This is a genomic window from Chitinophaga chungangae (assembly GCF_017742215.1).
In the GTDB taxonomy this organism is placed as follows: Bacteria; Bacteroidota; Bacteroidia; order Chitinophagales; family Chitinophagaceae; genus Chitinophaga; species Chitinophaga chungangae.
Genome location: NZ_JAGHKP010000001.1, coordinates 1,828,538 through 1,845,009, shown reverse-complemented (window position 1 = coordinate 1,845,009; position 16,472 = coordinate 1,828,538). Strand labels below are relative to the sequence as shown.

Below are 16,472 nucleotides of genomic sequence, written 5' to 3'. Positions count from 1 at the left end.
TTCCTCTTTCTATTTTTTATACCGCCGGGCGTTATCCTGCGCCCCTATTCGTGAATAGTGATCGTGTCATGTTGTATGCTGTATTTAAAAGGTGCAATTACCTGTAATACTTTCAGCGCTTCTTCCACGCTTTCGTTTTTAAATATGCCGGTGAGCTGATATGCTTTTATTTCGTCGCTGCTGATGCGGATGGATACGTTGTACCGTTTTTCCATCATGGCCGCAAGGTCTTCGAAACGTTCGTCCCTGAAAATGAACTTGTTGTCTACCCAGGCCGTTTCCACGATGTCGTTGGTTTGCCGGTACGGCACAATGTCCGTCACTTTCAGCTCCTGTTCCGCTTCCACGGCGGATTTGCCGGCTTCCGGCACGGTATTGCGCAGCACCAGTTTTTCATTCGGTTTCATCCGGATCTTTTTCGAAGGGTCTTTTTTGAGGGATACTTCCAGCGCGCCCTCTATCAGCGTGGTTTCGGTGGTATGGCCTCCCGCGTAGGCCTTTACGTTGAAGGATGTGCCGAGGTCGGTAATGTCCGCCTCCTGCGTATGTACAATAAATGGATGAAGGTCGTCGTGTCTGACTTTAAAAAAAGCTTCGCCCACAAGGGTCACTTCCCTGTTCTCATGGGAAAAATTTTTCGGGTAAGTGAGCTTGCTGCCTGCGTTCAGCCAGATCTCCGTACCGTCCGCCAGCGTGATCTGCGTTTTGGAACCGCGCGGCGCGGCGATCTCGTTCATGCCTTGCGCAACGGCAGGTTGGGAAGGTTTGAAGAAATAAAAACCGGCCCAAATGGTAACGGCGATACCCGCCGCCACGGCGGCTGCGCGAGCCAGCGGCGCCAGCCTGCGGATGCGCGCGGGCTGTGGTGCGGGCAATTCTTCCTGCCGCGCGTTTTCCAGCTTGCTGCTCAGGATGGCACTGAGTTTTCCGGGCTCCGTATGCCCATCCAGCAGCAGCTTGATCTCGTCGATAAATTCGTTGGTAACGTTGTCCAGGTTATTCACCGCCTGGATCAGCTCATAAGCGTACCACAGTTCAGGGTCTTCCATGAGCAGCGCTTTCAGTTCCTTTTCTTCTTCCACGCTGATGGAATGAGACAGCTGCCTGCCCATCAATAACCACACCCTGTTGGAATCTTTCATTTGATGCATAAATGATCTGTACTGTACCAGTTTTCTATAAGACTGGAAAGAGGGCGCGATCTACTAAAGGAAATCAAAAAATTTACGGGAATTTGGAAAAGGTGCGCTCTTTGTTGAAGATACTCACGGCTTTAACGAGCCTTTTGAGCGCTATGGCCAGTTGTACGTCGATGGTATTGACGGAGATGTTGAGTTTGGCGGAAACGTCTTTATTCCGCATCCCTTCGAGACGCACCATTTCGTAAACCTGGCGGCAGCGGGGCGGCAGGGCGGCAATAGCGTTGCGGATGCAGTCGTACAGCTCCATAGAGATCACCAGGCTTTCCGGATCGTCTGCCGATAAGTCCTGCAGGGGAATGCCGGACAATAAACGCTGTTCTCTCCGGAGCCTCGCCAGCTGGTCGAGCGAAGCGTTGCGCACGGCGGTAAAAAGATAAGCGCGCAGGTTGCTGATCTCCACGATGTTCTCTTTCATTTGCCACACTTTCAGCAACACATCGTTCACGATCTCTTCGGCGGGCTCTTTCGCCTTCAGGTACGCGGTGGAAAAATCCAGCAGCGTGGCATGATACTGCCTGTAAAGCAGCTGGTAGGCATCGCCTTCCCTGTTATTGGCAATAAGATCGGTAAAGATGGTCGTGATTGGATCCAACATACAGTTGATTAATCTGGTGTGCAATATCCGGAATGAATATTAACTCAATGTAAAAAGAAAGTAAACTGCAGATGCCTATTCAAAAACGTGGTCGTTACCTGGGCCGGTGTGGAAAGATCAGCCGGTGTAACAAATTTATACGTTTGGGACAAAAATGCAAGAAAAAAAACAAAAAAACCCGCCGGAAGCGGGTATTAATGATAAGTTAACGCAGGCTCACGGCAGGCTCACGGCAGCCGCCCGGCGCCGGTGCCGCCCGCTTCACATACCCGGGGCCGGTCACTTTATCGTTGACGCTGATCATCACGAAACGCCCCTATTCCGCGATAGAAAAACGCAGCGCATGACCGGCTGAGATATTACGGTTACCGGCGGCGCTTCAAATTTCCCTATAACGTTAACGAATATACGTATCATGTTACGCAGATATGTACCAGGTAAACCGGGGAGATCACCCGGGACGGAAGCCGGGCATATCCGTTGGAGTACCATGTCACAACAACGTCATTTGCCCCGTTTCCTCAAAAAAATTCCCAAATTCGAAAACCGTTCCCTTTTCGTCAGGGGAACTTTGCGGTCTCTTATTATCACACCAATAGAACGACAACCAATGATCAAAAGGCTGCTACTTCTCTGTACACTTCTTTTTGCCGTCACTGCGTTATTCGCGCAGAGCACCGGTTTTGTTAAAGGCACCATCACCACCAGCGACGGCAAACCGGCCGCGAACGTGACCGTGCTGATCGAACAGACCAAATGGGGCGCCATCAGCAACGAAAAAGGAGAATACCTTATAAAGAACGTCCGCCCCGGCGCATGGAACCTCAAAGTTTCGGCCGTGGCCGTTATCACCCAGGTGAAACAGATCACCGTAGGCTCGGGCGAAACCGTTGACGCAGACTTCGTGCTCAGCGCCAACTCCGCCCAGCTCCAGGAAGTGACCGTTTCTTCCCGCGGGCCGGTAAAGGAAAGCAACATCGTGGCTAAAATGCCGCTGAAGAACCTGGAAAACGCACAGGTGTATAATGTAGTTTCCGCCGAGCTGCTCAAACAACAGAACATCACCACCTACGACGATGCGATGCGCAACGTGCCCGGCATTTCCCGCACCTGGGAATCCACCGGCCGCGCAGGCGACGGCGCCGCTTATTTCTCGCTGAGGGGCTTCGACGCGCAACCCGCGCTCACCAATGGTTTCCCCGGTCTCGTCAGCGGCAACCTCGAAGCAGCCAACGTGGAATCCATCGAAGTGATCAAAGGCCCCTCCGGCACCCTGTTCGGCGGTTCCTTTTACGCTTACGGCGGCATCATCAACACCATCACCAAAAAACCTTACCACACCTTCGGCGGCGAAGTAGCGTATACATTCGGCAGCTTCGGGCTGAACAGGATCACGGCAGACGTTAACACGCCGCTGAGCAAAACCGAAAAGATCGCGCTGCGCGTAAACACGGCTTACCATACCGAAAACAGCTTCCAGGACGCAGGTTTCAAAAAATCGTTCTTCATTTCCCCCGCCCTGAGCTACGAAGTGAACGACCGCCTGTCTTTCAGCCTGATGGCCGAAATCCTTCAGGAAGAAAGAGCCGTTGCGCCGGTGTTTTTCCATTCAGACCGCCTCACCCCGCTCGTATTTAAAGACATACAGCAGCTGGGCCTGAACGACAAACTGTCTTTCACCAGCAACGACCTCACCATTCGCAACCCGCGCTTCAACGTGCAGGGCATCATGACCTATAAATTATCCGACGTATGGACCTCGCAGACCGTAGTATCCCGCGCGCAGGTTCGCTCAGACGGCTATTATTCCTATATCTGGGACGATGCCGGCGGAGACGAATGGTTCGAGCATTACATCCATAACGAGAACCAGACCACCGCTACCACCGACGTTCAGCAGAACTTCAATGCGGATTTCAAGATCGGCAGTCTCCGCAACCGCCTGCTCGTAGGCCTCGATTACTACGGCCGCAAGATCGTGGACAACGGCGGCGGCTGGGGCGTTATCAGGCAGGTAACGCCCTGGGGCGACGCAAGGGACATTGACCCGGACAACCCGGTATACCTCACCCGCGCTTCCGTAGACAATATGCTGGCCGGCCTCGACCCGGCGATCGGCTCCAACATCGAAAACTATTCCTACAGCGCATACGTTTCCGACGTACTGAACATCACGCCCGCGCTGAATATCATGGCCAGTCTCCGTGCGGACTACTTCCACACGCCCGGCGACGGCAAAAAAGAAACCGTTGGCGACAACTTCGACCAGTTCGCATTGTCTCCCAAATTCGGCATCGTGTACCAGCCCGTGCTGAACAAGGTGTCCGTTTTCGCCAACTACATGAACACCTTCATCAACGTGTCTCCCACGGAAGTATGGGCGGAAGACCCCACAGACAACACCTGGAAACCTACCGGCAACTATACGGCAATGAAACCCGAGCAGGCCAACCAGTGGGAAGCCGGCGTCAAAACCGACCTGTTCAACAACAAACTCCAGGCGATGGTGTCTTACTACGACATCAGGGTGTCTAACAGAACGCTGTACCCGGTAAACAGAACGGCTGTACAGGGCGGCGAAGCCGGCAGTAAAGGTTTTGAGGTAGAAGTAACCGCACAGCCCGTGCATGGCCTGAACATCCTGGCAGGGTACAGCCACAATAAAACGGAAGTGCTGGAAGGCGAAGGCAACGACTTTTACTCCGAAAAAGGCCGTGTGATCGGCGGACAAGGCCCGCAGGACCTTGCCAACCTCTGGGCGACCTACAAATTCAGCAACGGCTCCCTCCGCAACTTCGGCCTCGGCATCGGCGGCAACTATGCCGGCGAATACCTGGTGATAGACAACAGCGTGACCGGCCAGTTCTTCCTGCCCGGTTACGCGCTGCTCAACGCCAGCATGTTCTACAACGCGGACCATTTCCGCTTCACCTTCAACCTGAACAACATTACCAACGAACAATATTACATCGGCTACTGGTCGGTAAACCCGCAGAAAAGGCGGAATTTCGCCTGCAGCCTGGCGTACAAGTTCTAGGCAAATCATAACATTTACAGAAAAGCCGTATGAATCAATGGTTTCATACGGCTTTTTTGTATCTTGAATACCGGAATGCGATCACTGTCAGCAGCCCTACCAGTATCACCGGGGCGAAAAGAGCCGTCCGGGCAACATTTAACCATTTTTATTGATCTTGCAATTAATTAATAGCTTTGCCGGCATATGGTAAAAATCATTTTTCAGATTACCGACACACCTGCCGCAGACACCGGACTTGATGCCCTGGCATACATGGAAGGCGACCTGCAGGTATACCTTCACGATACATTGTTCATCAGCCTGCCGCGCACCCTCCTGCTCGATTTTGCGGGGTTCGCCCAGCGATGGCTCGACAATCATACCGCACCGTCTGCCGCTTACCTGCCCATGAACCGGGGAGAAGCCGTGCTGCAGATAGACAAAACGCCGCAGGGCGAATACCTTTTCAAATCCGCCCGCGCGGAAAAAGGAAACTTCCGGCCTGTAACGGAAACCGCCATCAGCGGGGCTTTCGAGGCATATCTCGAACAACTCGAAAAAACATTGAGAAAATAACGACCGGAACGCACCAGCGATAAAAACAAAACCCTGCCCGGTTGAGGCAGGGTTTCGCATATCACGCGGGATGTTTTAGTCTTCCTTCGCTTCCGCCAGGAAACTCACCACATCGCGAATTTCCTTTTTAGACAGCAACGTTTTCATATCCGGCATGGAAGACGGCGAGAACGTCTTTTTCACGATGTCCGCATTCGCGATCTCTTTGTCCGGCTCCAGCCCTTCCTTGATCTTGAGACCGTTTTTGGTTTCTCCCTGCAATACGCCGGTCAGTTTTTTACCGTCTTTCAGCTCCAGCGTTACCATGCCATAACCCGGCGCCAGGCGCGCGCTGGGGGAAATGATCGATTCAAGGATCTGCTGGCGCGAAATACGGTTGGCCACCCCATTGAGGCGCGGGCCGGCATTGCCGCCACGGTCGTCGTAAGAATGGCAGCGCATACACTGCGCGTTCTGGTTGCGGTAAAATATCTGCCGGCCGCGGTGCGGGTCGCCGCCTTCCAGGCTGCTCGCATAAGAAGCCAGCACGTCGTTGGTGGAGAACTTACTGCTGATCTCCTTGTAACGCGCCGCCAGCTGGGTGGAACGTGTGCTGTCGATAGCTTCGCCCAGTTCGAGGTACAGGTCCGGGCCGAGCTTGCCCGCGGCCATTTTGTTCAGCAAACCTTCGATGGCTTTGCCGCTGTTTTCGAGCGGCAGCTTGCCCAGCGTGAGCACGGCGGCCTGTTTTTCTTCCCGGGTGCGGGTATCGATCACATTGGCGAGCAGGCTCACCATAATGTCTTTGGAGATGTTCATTTTTTCGAGCAAATCAAGACCGGTTACGCGTACGGATTTTTCTTTATCCGCCAGCGCCTGCCGGATGCCCTTTTCCACCAGCGCCGGATCGCCCAGCGACACGAGCGATTTCAGCGAAGCGGAACGCATGGCGGGCTCGCGGTCTGCCTGCAACGACGCCAGTAGCGGCGCGGCGGCGGATTTGATATCGAGCTTTTGAACGGCCTCTGCCGCGCTCAGCCTTACCACCAGCGATCTGTTCTGCAACAGGGCGGTAAGCGCCGCGCCCGTTTTTGCGGCTACTTTCGCGGGGTCTCTTTCCACGGGGCCACGCAGGCGGCCGTCTACCCTGTCCAGCACGGAGGGTTTCGCCCAAACGCTGATCACGTCCACGGCTTCTGCGCGCATCGTATCTGGGTTTTTATCGTTCTGTGCGTATGCGGTCAATGCGTCCAAAGCCGCATCGTTGCCCACGCGAAGGTTAGCGCTGATCACGCGGCGGATGAGCGCTTCGTTGGTGAAAGTTGTCGTATTGAGCAAGCCCGCCAGCGCAGGCAATGCGTCTTTAATGGAAAGATCGTCGTTGATAGCGCGCGCCGCTTCCGTTACCACGAACTCGTCCTGGTCTTGCAGGAACGCCGCAATGCCAGGATTGCTCATTCTTCTCAAAGCCACTACCGCGGCTATTCTCAGCGCCCTGGAAGGATGTTTCGCCAAAGCGCTCAACGGCCCCGCCTTACCGATTCTTGCAAGGGCAAGGCTGCCGGCATGGCGCAGGTACGCGTCCACATCGTTGTTCTGCTCAAGCATAGCGATGATCGGTTGAATGGCCGGTTCGTATTGAATCCTGCCCAAAGCTTCCGCCGCGAAGAAACGCGCGCGTGCGGCCGTGTCTTTCAAAACAGGCACCAGTTCGGCGCCCGCTTCGCGGTATTTCATATCGCCCAGCCATTTCGCGGCCTGCGCCCTGATCTCGGGATCGGCGTCTTTCAGCAAAGGCAGCAGCGCCGTGGCGTATTGTTTGTCTTTACGCGCCATCTGGCTGATACCCCAGATGCCGTGTATGCGGCTCAGCTGGCTGTGTCCCGGCTGCAATGCCTGCTTCAGCGCGTCAGCGCCTTTCCCGCCGCGTTTCGCCAGCTCGAACTGTGCTTTCATTCTCACCCGCATGTCTGCATGACCGAGCAATTTGGCGAGATCGGCTTCTTTGCGGTCGCTGAAATCGGCCGCCAGTAAAGTTTTTACTTCATTCCGTATAGCCGTGCCCGCTGCATCTTTGTAATCGAGTTTCCAGATACGGCCGAAGTTGTGCGTGTCCCATCCTTCGATCCAGTCGGCAACGTATAAAGCGCCGTCAGGCCCAAAGTCAAGACCGGTGGGCAATACGCCGCCCAATATCTTTTTGTGCTCGCCCAGCTCGAAACTTGCGCCTTTGGCATTCAGTTTAAAACTGTGAATGCCGGAAGCCGCGGGCGAACCCACGAATTCGGCGATGAAAAAGGTGTTTTTATATTCGGGGCTCAGCGCGGTGCCTGGGTTGTACACCATACCCGCAGGGCCGCTCACGAAATTGCTGATGCATGGCGTGATGTACGCCGCCTGGCCTTCCCAGCGGGGCAGGTACATTTTTTCTTCCATCCAGACTTTATAAGTATTGTTGAGCGGGTCGCGGTATTTGCCGTATTGCCAGTTGCTGCGCCAGCCAATGTCCGCGCCGTTCACCACGTATACGAGGCGTTCTTTTTCCCCGGGATGGTCGCCGTCGTTGTCCTCACTGATGAGGTTGCCGTATTCATCGAATACGAATTCGTGCGTATTGCGGTTGCCGTAAGCGAATACCTCGAAGTCGCTGCCGTCAGGATTGGAACGCGCTATCACGCCGCTGTTGGGATGTTCCCACTTCTGCCCGTCAGGGCCAACGCCGTTGAAGCCGATATCGCCGATCTGCCAGTAGATCCTTCCGTCGGGGCCCATTTCCACCCCGCTCATGCCGTGACCGCTGAAACCGATGTGAATGCCGTAACCATGCGAAAGCGAGGTTTTATCGTCCGCTACGCCGTCGCCGTTTTTGTCTTTCATCTTCCAGAGATCCGGCGCGATGGTCACGTAAAGGTCTTCCCCGTCTGCCAGCACGCCACCGGCCACATCGTCCACTTCATTATTAAAATCGTCCACCACCAGCTGCGACTGATCGGCAACACCGTCGCCGTTTAGGTCTTCGAGGCGGAACACATTGTCTTTTTCGATGGCAAGGTCGCGCCAGTCGTGCGAGCTGTCGCCGTTAAGGTCTGCCAGCCATTTGTTCCGGTCGCTGTTTTCGGGGGAAAGTTCCTTATGCAGGAAAGCCCGCCGGTCTTCCACCGTTTGCAGGCTGATAGAAGGGATCTCCCAATCGCGATGCCCGCGGATGTCGAATTCGGAATGTTTCTGGCGGTTGGTGGTGGTGTAATACAGTTTCCCCTGGTCGTCTATATCGATCGCGATCGGCGAGATCACGAGGGAATCGATGCCCCAGAGTTTGAGCGTTAAACCATCGGCCAGTTCCGGTTTTACGGAAGCGTTCACGGAATCCGCGAAATGTGCGGTAAAGGAGGAATCCATCAGTTTGATGCGCCGTTCTTCCAATGTAGGCTGTTTGCAGCCCGGCAGGCACGCGGCCGCCACCGGCAGGGAAACGAAAAAAAGGGCTTGCAGCTTTTTGTGCAACGTGGAGCTTTTTACCATTGTATGTAGAGGTCTGTTTTGACGAATTACAATGGCTTAAAGTAAAAAGAAATATGTCCAAATGCAAGAAGAATGTATGAACGACACTTAATTCTGCGGAACTCAGGACGTAATGCGCTCCTGCAGCACCACGGTCACGCTATCGCCTTCGGATTTTCCCAGCGCTTCGCGCAGGTCCGCCTTAACGGGCAGTTTATGCGTGCCGTCGCCCAGCGCCATAAAAGAGCTGCGGAACGGGTGGCCGTCGATGGTGCCACGTACTTTTACAAGCCCGCGCGTGCCGAAGAACGCAACGGATTCCGGCCAGATGAGGTAAGTCCAGCCGCCTTTGGCCGGGCTTTTGAGCTGCCGGGCGGAGAATTGCCGGGGCAAAGCGGCGGGGGTTTTAGCAGGATGTGCCATACATCATGGTTTTAGTACATCCCGAAGTTAGGCAACCTTTCCCGGCCGGAAGGATGGTGAAAACGACATTCCCGTGGGCCATTTACGACATTAGCATTACGTTCGGGCTAATAGGCTTTGCCAATCTGTGTTCCGGGCTTACCGGGACCGTTTCATTATTTATGCCTGAATGGAGAGTGGGTCAGTGCGTTTTCATCCTTTCCGCGCCGCCAGCACGGCCAGGTAATGCGCGTTGTACATTACGCCGAGCACGTTGCCGAAAGGGTCCGTCACGGCAGCCGTAACAAAACCCTCCCCGCGTTTGATAACGGGCTCGTATTGTTTGCAGCCGTGCTGCAGGAGTTTTGCAAATGTTGCTTCTACATCGTCTGTATGCCAGTAAGTGATCGCACCGCCGGGGCCGGGGGCCATGGCTTTGGGAGCATATGCCGCGTCGATGATGCCGAATTCGTGCTGGTAGTCGCCGATCCGGAACTCGATATAACCCGGCACTTCGAAATACGGCTGTACGCCGAAAAATCCGCTGTACCATTCTTTGGCCGCCTGCAGGTCTGCCGCGTAAAAACTGATGTTCGCAAGGCCACGCAAAGGTTGTTGTGTTTTTGCCATATCGTTCGGTTTTGTTGAAACAAAAATAGAACGGGGGTTTGACAGCCTTATGTCAGCAGCAGAAACACCGGTTTAAGAAATCCCCCTGCATGACAAAAACGGAAAAATTTTTGCCCCGGGCTGCGCATCCCTGTTTTCGGTAAACATCCCATATTCGTCGGTGGCGCGGCAGGACTGGCATTACGGGCCCAATGGCGGCGCCTGCACTCCTGCAAAAAACCTGCTCGCCAACGGTTCATGCCTTAGATTCAACAACCCATTGGATTTTCTCAGGCAAGCCGCTCCCTTCCCGGCATCTTTGCAGGAAACGGAACACCATGCTGATCATTATGATTGCGCTAATGTTAAAAAAGATATTGGCGGGAAAACAAAAGAGCGCTTGAAACACCCGTCACATACGGGCTTCCACGGCGAGCAGGTACAGCTGCATTTGTTCCCCTTCGCCGGCCAGCCAGGCGTTGTACGCTTCAACGGCGGCCAGCCTTTCGGCTTCCGTAATGTAGCCGTCTTTCACCAGCTGATGGCCGCGGGTTTCGGCTACTTCGGCCCATATGCCCGCTTTGCTGATAAAATGCGCGTCGCCTTTTTGCGTAAGTTCCATATGCGGCTCCACGTTGACGGACGAAAAACCCGTGGCATGGAACATTTCAGCCAGGTTATCCGCAATGTGGTTGTCGAAGCCCACATCTTTCCGCCATTGCAGGAAAGCGTCGTAAAACCGCCGCATGGCCGGCGGCAGCGCGGGTTGCCAGGATATTTTTTCGTGGTTGTAGTCGAGGATCGCGAGCACGCCGTCCTTTTTCAGCAGCCGCCGCATTTTTCCCAGCGCTTCGATGGGATTGGCCAGCCATTGCAGCACGCGGGCAGAACTGATCACATCGTACAATTCCCCGTTGTTGAAAGTATGGATATCGGCGCGTTGGAACGTAAGCCCGGGAACGTCCCCGTAGTTCGCCTGCGCCTGCGCGATCAGCGCTTCCCCCGGGTCGATGCCGGTCACTTTCCCTTCGGGGCCAACGATCTCCGCCATGCCTTTGGTAATGGAACCGGAGCCGCAGCCCACGTCCAGCACGTGCATGCCAGGGCGCAGGTATTTGAGCAGGTTTTTATTATCGGTAACGAGCGTTCTTTTATCCAGTACTTTTTGCGTGCCTTCGGGCATCCGTGCCCGGTCTTCTGCGGTATTGGCCATAACGGGTTATTTGATTTTACGGAAACGTTCTTCCACATCCCTGCGCAACACAAAACCTTCTTTGGTGAACTCCACGTCCATCGGCAGTTTTTCAGCCCAGTAGAAAATATCGGGTGCCGCGGCTTTCAGCGGCGTAGTGTGCGGGCCGTGTTTCGCCATCAGCCCTCCGTTCTGCGCGGTGATCACCACCGTGTCTTTACCGCTCACGTACAGCCCTTCGCGCGAAGACAATTGTTTTTCGCTCAGCGTAACGGGTTTGAACTGGTGGCGGGAATGAGAGAGCAGCCAGGTATAGAGGCTGTCGTTGTTATAGGTTTCGGTCCAGCTGTCGTGGCCGGCTTCGGGATATACGGTGAATTTAACTTCGGAACGGAACGGTTTCAGCGCGGTGATCATGCGCTGGCTGGCGGTGATGGGCACTACATTATCTTTTGCGCCATGAAAACACCATACGGGCAGGTAACGCATTTTCCAGGCTTCTTCCGGGTTCCCGCCGCCGCATATCGGCGCGATGGCCGCAAACGTTTCGGGATGCCTCGCGGCGAGCGACCAGGTGCCGAAACCGCCCATGCTCAGGCCGGTAAGGTATACCCTGTCGTCGTCTACCCGGTATTTCTTTTTGATATCGAGCAGCAGGCGGTAGAGCTGCTCCGCGTCCCAGCCGAACCCGCTGGATTGCGGGCTGACCACGATGAAGGGGAATTTTTTGCCTTCTTCCAGCAGTTTGGGAAGGGCATGCACTTTTACTTTCTCAAGATCGTTGCCGCTTTCGCCGGAACCGTGCAGGAACAGCACGAGCGGCCATTTTTTAGCGGTACCTGCCGCATACCCTTCGGGAAGAGCGAGCAGGTAATTGATCTCTATGGTGAATTTGCCGGGCGTTTGCTGCGCGCGGGCCTGTACAATGAGGCTAAACAGAACGGTAAGGAAGAACAGGGGCTTTTTCATACCCTTAATTTACTAAAAAAACCGTCAGCCTTGTTTTCTTATATATTTTGTCAATATCACGATCAGTTGACCTTCGATCTTTCCTTCGATCTGCTCTGTATTGTCCGGTACCAGCCGGATGTTTTTCACGACCGTGCCCATTTTGGCGTTCAGCGAAGTGCCTTTTACGTCCAGCGATTTGGTGAGCACCACGGTATCGTCGTTACGCAGCTGGTTGCCGTTGCAGTCCCGGTGAAGGTCCACCGTGCCATCGTTATCCGCGTCGCCCGCGGCCCTCGCCCAGGCAAGGGTTTCGTCGTCGAGGTACATCATGTCCAGTTTTTCCTGCGCCCAGCTTTCCTGCCGCATCCGGCTCAGCATGCGCCAGGCCAGCACCTGCACGGCGGGCACTTCGCTCCACATGGCCGTGCCAAGGCATTGCCAGTGAGCGTGGTCCGGCTCTTCCTGTTTTTCCACCTGCACGAGGCATTTACCGCAAAGGTATACGGCATCGTCTTTAATACCGGCGGGCGTTTGCGGCAACACGTACGTTTTCAGCCCGTTGCCGGAAGCGCACATTTCGCATTGATTTCCGCTCCGGCTTTTTAATTGCTCTTCCTGGATCATAACCTCTTTTTTAGGCGCACAAAACTAGTATATTTAAACATTTAAACCTTTTTTATGTCAGAAAACAAACAAACGGTCGAACTGTACATCGAAGGCTTCAACGAAGGGAACGACGCCAAGATACTGTCCTGCCTTACCGAAGACGTGGCCTGGTACATGCCCGGTTTTATCGACATCAAAGGCAAAACGGCCTTTGCCGGCGAGATACACAACGATGCGTTCACCGGCAAACCGGGGATCACGATATCGAGAATGTCTGAAGAAAATAATGTGGTGATCGCGGAAGGCGCCGTGAAGGCGAGTTTTAAGGACGGCAACCAACTCGATGCCGTATTCTGCGATGTATTTGAAATGGAGAACGGGAAGATAAAAAAACTGTATACTTACCAGATGAACCGGTAGGTTATTTCGCAGACCGGTAAAATTTCTTCCTGCGCGAAAGCCGCTCCATGGCCTTCGCCAGCCTGATCACGTGTGTTTCTTCGCGTTTAGCCCTTCACCCTGAACATGCCGAAAGGCACGTTGACCGACAATATTTCGGGGATGCGCGCATACGTTCAGCCGCCTTTGCCGGGGAAACGTTCCAGCAGGTATTGTTTGTCCGTGAGGGGTTTCATGCGGGCAAATACAATTTATTCCCGGAGGCCACTGAAAAAGTCCCGGCGCAATGCCGGGACTGCTTTTTTATATCGGCAACCAAGGTTGTTATTTTCCGTTGTAAGCGGCGCGGATCCTGTTCAGGTCCAGTTTTTTGGAGCTGAGCACTTCTTTGTTGACACGGGCCACGCGGTCTTTGTCCTTATCCAACATCATCTCCGTCAGTTCGGTGGGCACTACCTGCCAGGATACGCCGAACTTGTCTTTCAGCCAGCCGCACATCTGCGATTCGGCGGGGCCGCCTTCCGTGAGTTTCTCCCAGTAATAATCCACTTCTTCCTGCGTATCGCAGTTGATCACGAAAGAGATGGCCTCGTTGAACGTGAAATAGGGGCCGCCGTTCAGCGCCAGGAACTCCTGCCCTTCCAGGTAAAATTCCTGCGTCATGAGCGTGCCTGCGGGTATTTTGTGTATCTCAAAACCTTCTTCGCCGTAATAAGTGGAACGGCCCGTTTTGCTGTTCTTGAATATCGTCAGGTAAAATTTGATCGCTTCTTCCGCATTTAAAGCGAACCAAAGGTTTGGTGTGATCTTTTGTGTGCTTATTCTCTTTTCCATAGTGAATGTTTTTTGTTTGTTGATACAAATGTAGCGCGGGGTTTTTATTCCGGCCCGGTGTAACCCCGACATTTCTGAGGGTATTTTGCGACATTCCCGCCGTTCTGCCGGAATTACGTAATTTAGCCCTGATGGGATACCTCCGTGAATATTACGACAACATCATCCGCTTGCAGGAAAACGAATGGCAGTTCATTGCCGCGCATTTCACGCGCAGAACTTTCCGCAAAGGCGAAACGATCATCGCGGCCGGCGCCAGGGAAGAATACCTGTCATTCATCGAATCGGGCATGGTGCGGTTTTTCGTGCCGGGCGAAGAAAACGATCTCACATTCCATTTCAGTTTTCATAAAGAATTTACCTGCGCCTACGATTCCTTCCTCACCAGGATGCCTTCTGAATATACATTGCAGGCGCTGAGCAACCTTACATTGTGGAGCATAAGTCACAGCGATTTACAAAAAGTGTACGCCCAAACGCAGGCCGGCAATTATCTCGGGCGGTTTGCGGCCGAACAGCTGTTCCTCGCCAAAAGCCGCCGCGAATTGTCGTTGTTGAAATACACCGCCAAAGAACGTTACCTGCAACTGTTCACCGAACAGCCTCATATCCTCCGACAGGTGCCGCTGAAATACGTGGCTTCTTACATCGGCATTACGCCGCAGGGCCTTAGCCGGATCAGGAAACAGATTTCTTAACATAGGTTCATTGCCCGGGAAACGCGGGCGGCGCATTTTTGCAATATGAAAATGCCCATTCTTGCATACGGACACGCCGCGCTGCGGCAGCCATGCGCCGATGTTTCAAAGGAATTTCCCCGGTTGAAGGAACTGATCGGCTCGCTTTGGGAAACGATGTACCATGCCAACGGATGCGGGCTGGCGGCGCCGCAGACCGGAAGATCATTACGATTGTTTATAGTTGACAGCCACTCCACTTACGAACAGCTGGACGTGGAAGGCCGCGCGCATTATTTCCATCCCGGCGACGACGGCATCCGCGAAACCTTTATCAACGCGCACATCGAAAGCCGCACGGGAATTATGTGGGAAGATGAAGAAGGTTGTTTAAGCATTCCCGGCATCACCGGTAATATCAGGCGGCCATGGTCGGTTACGATCACGTATTCCGATAAAGATTTTATTCCCCGCAGGCACACTTTTCACGGCATGACGGCGCGGATGATACAGCATGAATATGATCATATTGAAGGTATTTTGCTCACCGATCATTTAAGCGGGATAACAAAAAAGTTATTGGGCGGAAAATTGAAGAAGATAGAAAAGGGGCAGATAAAAACAGCTTACCCGATGAAATTTATTTAACAGGCCGTGTTGGCCGCACCTGCAAACCACAGATAACGGCCATATTTTTCAACAAAAATTCTGATCCGTGTTATCATGACGGATTAAGGATATAAAACGTATTTCTTCCGCATTTGTTTATACCGGCTCAATCCCGGTTCCCAGCTTTTGCGGATCTCTTCTTCGCTTGCGCCTGCAATGATCTGCTGCTTGAAAGCCTTTACCCCGGCCAGTTTGTTGATGTCGCCTATTTGAGCGCTCTGGCTGCGGTCGAAGAACTTGTCTTTGTAAGGATAAGCCTTGTACATGTCCATGATCCAGCGGATATTGACCTTGCCCGCGGCGTGCAGGGCTTTTTCGTCGTACTGCCGCAGGTCGATGCCATAGCAGGTTTCATTTTGGTGAAGCGGAGTTTCAGACTTGCCGGGTATGCTCACCGGTTTGAACGTAAAATCGAAAATGCCTTTCAGCGCGGGCGCGCCCAGTACGGTGAACGGCATGTACGTGCCGCGCCCCTGGCTTACGATGGTGCCCTCAAACAGGCAAAGCGAAGGGTACAGTATTACAGACTGTTGTGTATTGAGATTCGGCGAAGGGCTCACGGGCATGGTGTAATACATATCATGCCGGTAATCCTTCACTTTGATCACTTTAATTTTGCATTTTGTTTTGTTCGGCAGCCAGCCTTCCCCGTTCACCATCTGTGCAAACTCCCCGATGGTCATGCCATGCGTGATGGGAATGGGAAATTTACCGATGCCCGATTTATTTTCCATGTCCAGGATGGGCCCGTCCACAAATCCGTTTGGGTTGGGGCGGTCGAAAATGATGAGCTCTTTGTTGGCTTTGGCGCAGGCGTCCATCACTTCGGCGAGGGTGTTGATATTGGTATAAAAGCGGCAGCCCACGTCTGCAATATCGAATATCAGCACGTCGAGCGCGGCCATTTCCTTCGGCGTAGGCTGTCTTTTCTGCCCGTACAGCGAGATGATGGGAATACCGGTGGCCGGGTCTTTTTCATCGCCTACTTCCGCCCCGTTGGAGGCATTTCCGCGGAAACCGTGCTCGGGGCCGAATACCATTTTGATGTTGACGCCGAGGGCGTGCAGGCTGTCCACGCTCAGGCGTTCGCCGATCACGGAGGTCTGGTTCACCACCATACCTACTTTTTTGCCTTTCAGGAGCGGGAGGTAAACGTCCGTCTGGTCGGCGCCGGGCACCTGTGCAACGGCTGCCGCGGAAAACGATAAAACGAGGAAAATGAGGAGCTGTAGCCGCATGATGTCGATTTAGACTAGAAAAA

General features: G+C 53.8%; 15 protein-coding genes. 5 read left to right on the top strand and 10 right to left on the bottom strand.

The window, feature by feature from the left end:
- Window positions 1-44: 44 nt before the first annotated feature.
- Together J7I43_RS07885 and J7I43_RS07880 are read right to left on the bottom strand one after the other, a co-directional pair.
- On the bottom strand, window positions 45-1,142 hold the full coding sequence (locus J7I43_RS07885) for a FecR family protein (RefSeq protein WP_209144980.1): 1,098 nt from the start codon (window positions 1,140-1,142) through the stop codon (window positions 45-47).
- A gap of 82 nt (window positions 1,143-1,224) precedes the next feature.
- Window positions 1,225-1,797 (bottom strand): RNA polymerase sigma-70 factor, encoded by a 573-nt coding sequence (locus tag J7I43_RS07880; protein WP_209144978.1) that lies wholly within the window; start codon window positions 1,795-1,797, stop codon window positions 1,225-1,227.
- Window positions 1,798-2,407: 610 nt separating this feature from the next.
- Here J7I43_RS07880 and J7I43_RS07875 point away from each other — a divergent pair.
- Together J7I43_RS07875 and J7I43_RS07870 are read left to right on the top strand one after the other, a co-directional pair.
- Complete coding sequence (locus J7I43_RS07875) at window positions 2,408-4,834, top strand: TonB-dependent receptor (RefSeq protein ID WP_209144976.1); 2,427 nt, start codon at window positions 2,408-2,410, stop codon at window positions 4,832-4,834.
- 186 nt (window positions 4,835-5,020) lie between these two features.
- Window positions 5,021-5,392, top strand: a complete 372-nt coding sequence (locus J7I43_RS07870) for a DUF7878 domain-containing protein (RefSeq protein ID WP_209144974.1) — start codon at window positions 5,021-5,023, stop codon at window positions 5,390-5,392.
- A 75-nt stretch (window positions 5,393-5,467) separates the two neighbouring features.
- On the opposite strand, the gene J7I43_RS07865 is transcribed toward J7I43_RS07870, so the two are convergent.
- The 6 genes from J7I43_RS07865 to J7I43_RS07840 all read right to left on the bottom strand — a co-directional run bounded on the left by J7I43_RS07865 (window position 5,468) and on the right by J7I43_RS07840 (window position 12,650).
- Window positions 5,468-8,893 (bottom strand): DUF7133 domain-containing protein, encoded by a 3,426-nt coding sequence (locus tag J7I43_RS07865; protein WP_209144972.1) that lies wholly within the window; start codon window positions 8,891-8,893, stop codon window positions 5,468-5,470.
- Window positions 8,894-8,995: 102 nt separating this feature from the next.
- Window positions 8,996-9,295: a DUF1905 domain-containing protein gene (locus J7I43_RS07860; protein ID WP_209144970.1), complete on the bottom strand. Its 300-nt coding sequence runs from the start codon at window positions 9,293-9,295 to the stop codon at window positions 8,996-8,998.
- Window positions 9,296-9,487: 192 nt separating this feature from the next.
- On the bottom strand, window positions 9,488-9,904 hold the full coding sequence (locus tag J7I43_RS07855) for a VOC family protein (protein ID WP_209144968.1): 417 nt from the start codon (window positions 9,902-9,904) through the stop codon (window positions 9,488-9,490).
- A 391-nt stretch (window positions 9,905-10,295) separates the two neighbouring features.
- Window positions 10,296-11,096 carry a methyltransferase domain-containing protein gene (locus J7I43_RS07850; protein WP_209144966.1) on the bottom strand — a complete coding sequence of 267 codons (801 nt, stop codon included), beginning with the start codon at window positions 11,094-11,096 and terminating at the stop codon, window positions 10,296-10,298.
- 6 nt (window positions 11,097-11,102) lie between these two features.
- Window positions 11,103-12,044 carry a carboxylesterase family protein gene (locus J7I43_RS07845; RefSeq protein WP_209144964.1) on the bottom strand — a complete coding sequence of 314 codons (942 nt, stop codon included), beginning with the start codon at window positions 12,042-12,044 and terminating at the stop codon, window positions 11,103-11,105.
- 24 nt (window positions 12,045-12,068) lie between these two features.
- Window positions 12,069-12,650, bottom strand: a complete 582-nt coding sequence (locus J7I43_RS07840; RefSeq protein ID WP_209144962.1) for a PhnA domain-containing protein — start codon at window positions 12,648-12,650, stop codon at window positions 12,069-12,071.
- Between the two features lie 54 nt (window positions 12,651-12,704).
- On the opposite strand from J7I43_RS07840, the gene J7I43_RS07835 reads away from it, so the two are divergent.
- Window positions 12,705-13,052, top strand: coding sequence for a nuclear transport factor 2 family protein (locus J7I43_RS07835; protein WP_209144960.1), 348 nt, complete (start codon window positions 12,705-12,707; stop codon window positions 13,050-13,052).
- 303 nt (window positions 13,053-13,355) lie between these two features.
- Here the strand turns inward: J7I43_RS07835 and J7I43_RS07830 are convergent, their stop codons facing one another.
- On the bottom strand, window positions 13,356-13,865 hold the full coding sequence (locus tag J7I43_RS07830; RefSeq protein ID WP_209144958.1) for a VOC family protein: 510 nt from the start codon (window positions 13,863-13,865) through the stop codon (window positions 13,356-13,358).
- A gap of 131 nt (window positions 13,866-13,996) precedes the next feature.
- On the opposite strand from J7I43_RS07830, the gene J7I43_RS07825 reads away from it, so the two are divergent.
- Window positions 13,997-14,563 carry a Crp/Fnr family transcriptional regulator gene (locus tag J7I43_RS07825; RefSeq protein ID WP_209144956.1) on the top strand — a complete coding sequence of 189 codons (567 nt, stop codon included), beginning with the start codon at window positions 13,997-13,999 and terminating at the stop codon, window positions 14,561-14,563.
- Between the two features lie 45 nt (window positions 14,564-14,608).
- Window positions 14,609-15,190, top strand: a complete 582-nt coding sequence (locus J7I43_RS07820; protein WP_209144954.1) for a peptide deformylase — start codon at window positions 14,609-14,611, stop codon at window positions 15,188-15,190.
- A gap of 83 nt (window positions 15,191-15,273) precedes the next feature.
- Here J7I43_RS07820 and J7I43_RS07815 read toward each other — a convergent pair whose 3' ends face one another.
- Entirely contained in the window at window positions 15,274-16,449 is a 1,176-nt protein-coding gene (locus J7I43_RS07815; protein ID WP_209144952.1) for an exo-beta-N-acetylmuramidase NamZ family protein, read from the bottom strand.
- Window positions 16,450-16,472: the final 23 nt, after the last annotated feature.

Bases quoted from the DNA above. Each gene is read 5' to 3' on its own strand.
- J7I43_RS07885 (WP_209144980.1), bottom strand. From the start codon at position 1,142: ATGAAAGATTCCAACAGGGTGTGGTTATTGATGGGCAGGCAGCTGTCT.
- J7I43_RS07880 (WP_209144978.1), bottom strand. From the start codon at position 1,797: ATGTTGGATCCAATCACGACCATCTTTACCGATCTTATTGCCAATAAC.
- J7I43_RS07875 (WP_209144976.1), top strand. From the start codon at position 2,408: ATGATCAAAAGGCTGCTACTTCTCTGTACACTTCTTTTTGCCGTCACT.
- J7I43_RS07870 (WP_209144974.1), top strand. From the start codon at position 5,021: ATGGTAAAAATCATTTTTCAGATTACCGACACACCTGCCGCAGACACC.
- J7I43_RS07865 (WP_209144972.1), bottom strand. From the start codon at position 8,893: ATGGTAAAAAGCTCCACGTTGCACAAAAAGCTGCAAGCCCTTTTTTTC.
- J7I43_RS07860 (WP_209144970.1), bottom strand. From the start codon at position 9,295: ATGGCACATCCTGCTAAAACCCCCGCCGCTTTGCCCCGGCAATTCTCC.
- J7I43_RS07855 (WP_209144968.1), bottom strand. From the start codon at position 9,904: ATGGCAAAAACACAACAACCTTTGCGTGGCCTTGCGAACATCAGTTTT.
- J7I43_RS07850 (WP_209144966.1), bottom strand. From the start codon at position 11,096: ATGGCCAATACCGCAGAAGACCGGGCACGGATGCCCGAAGGCACGCAA.
- J7I43_RS07845 (WP_209144964.1), bottom strand. From the start codon at position 12,044: ATGAAAAAGCCCCTGTTCTTCCTTACCGTTCTGTTTAGCCTCATTGTA.
- J7I43_RS07840 (WP_209144962.1), bottom strand. From the start codon at position 12,650: ATGATCCAGGAAGAGCAATTAAAAAGCCGGAGCGGAAATCAATGCGAA.
- J7I43_RS07835 (WP_209144960.1), top strand. From the start codon at position 12,705: ATGTCAGAAAACAAACAAACGGTCGAACTGTACATCGAAGGCTTCAAC.
- J7I43_RS07830 (WP_209144958.1), bottom strand. From the start codon at position 13,865: ATGGAAAAGAGAATAAGCACACAAAAGATCACACCAAACCTTTGGTTC.
- J7I43_RS07825 (WP_209144956.1), top strand. From the start codon at position 13,997: ATGGGATACCTCCGTGAATATTACGACAACATCATCCGCTTGCAGGAA.
- J7I43_RS07820 (WP_209144954.1), top strand. From the start codon at position 14,609: ATGAAAATGCCCATTCTTGCATACGGACACGCCGCGCTGCGGCAGCCA.
- J7I43_RS07815 (WP_209144952.1), bottom strand. From the start codon at position 16,449: ATGCGGCTACAGCTCCTCATTTTCCTCGTTTTATCGTTTTCCGCGGCA.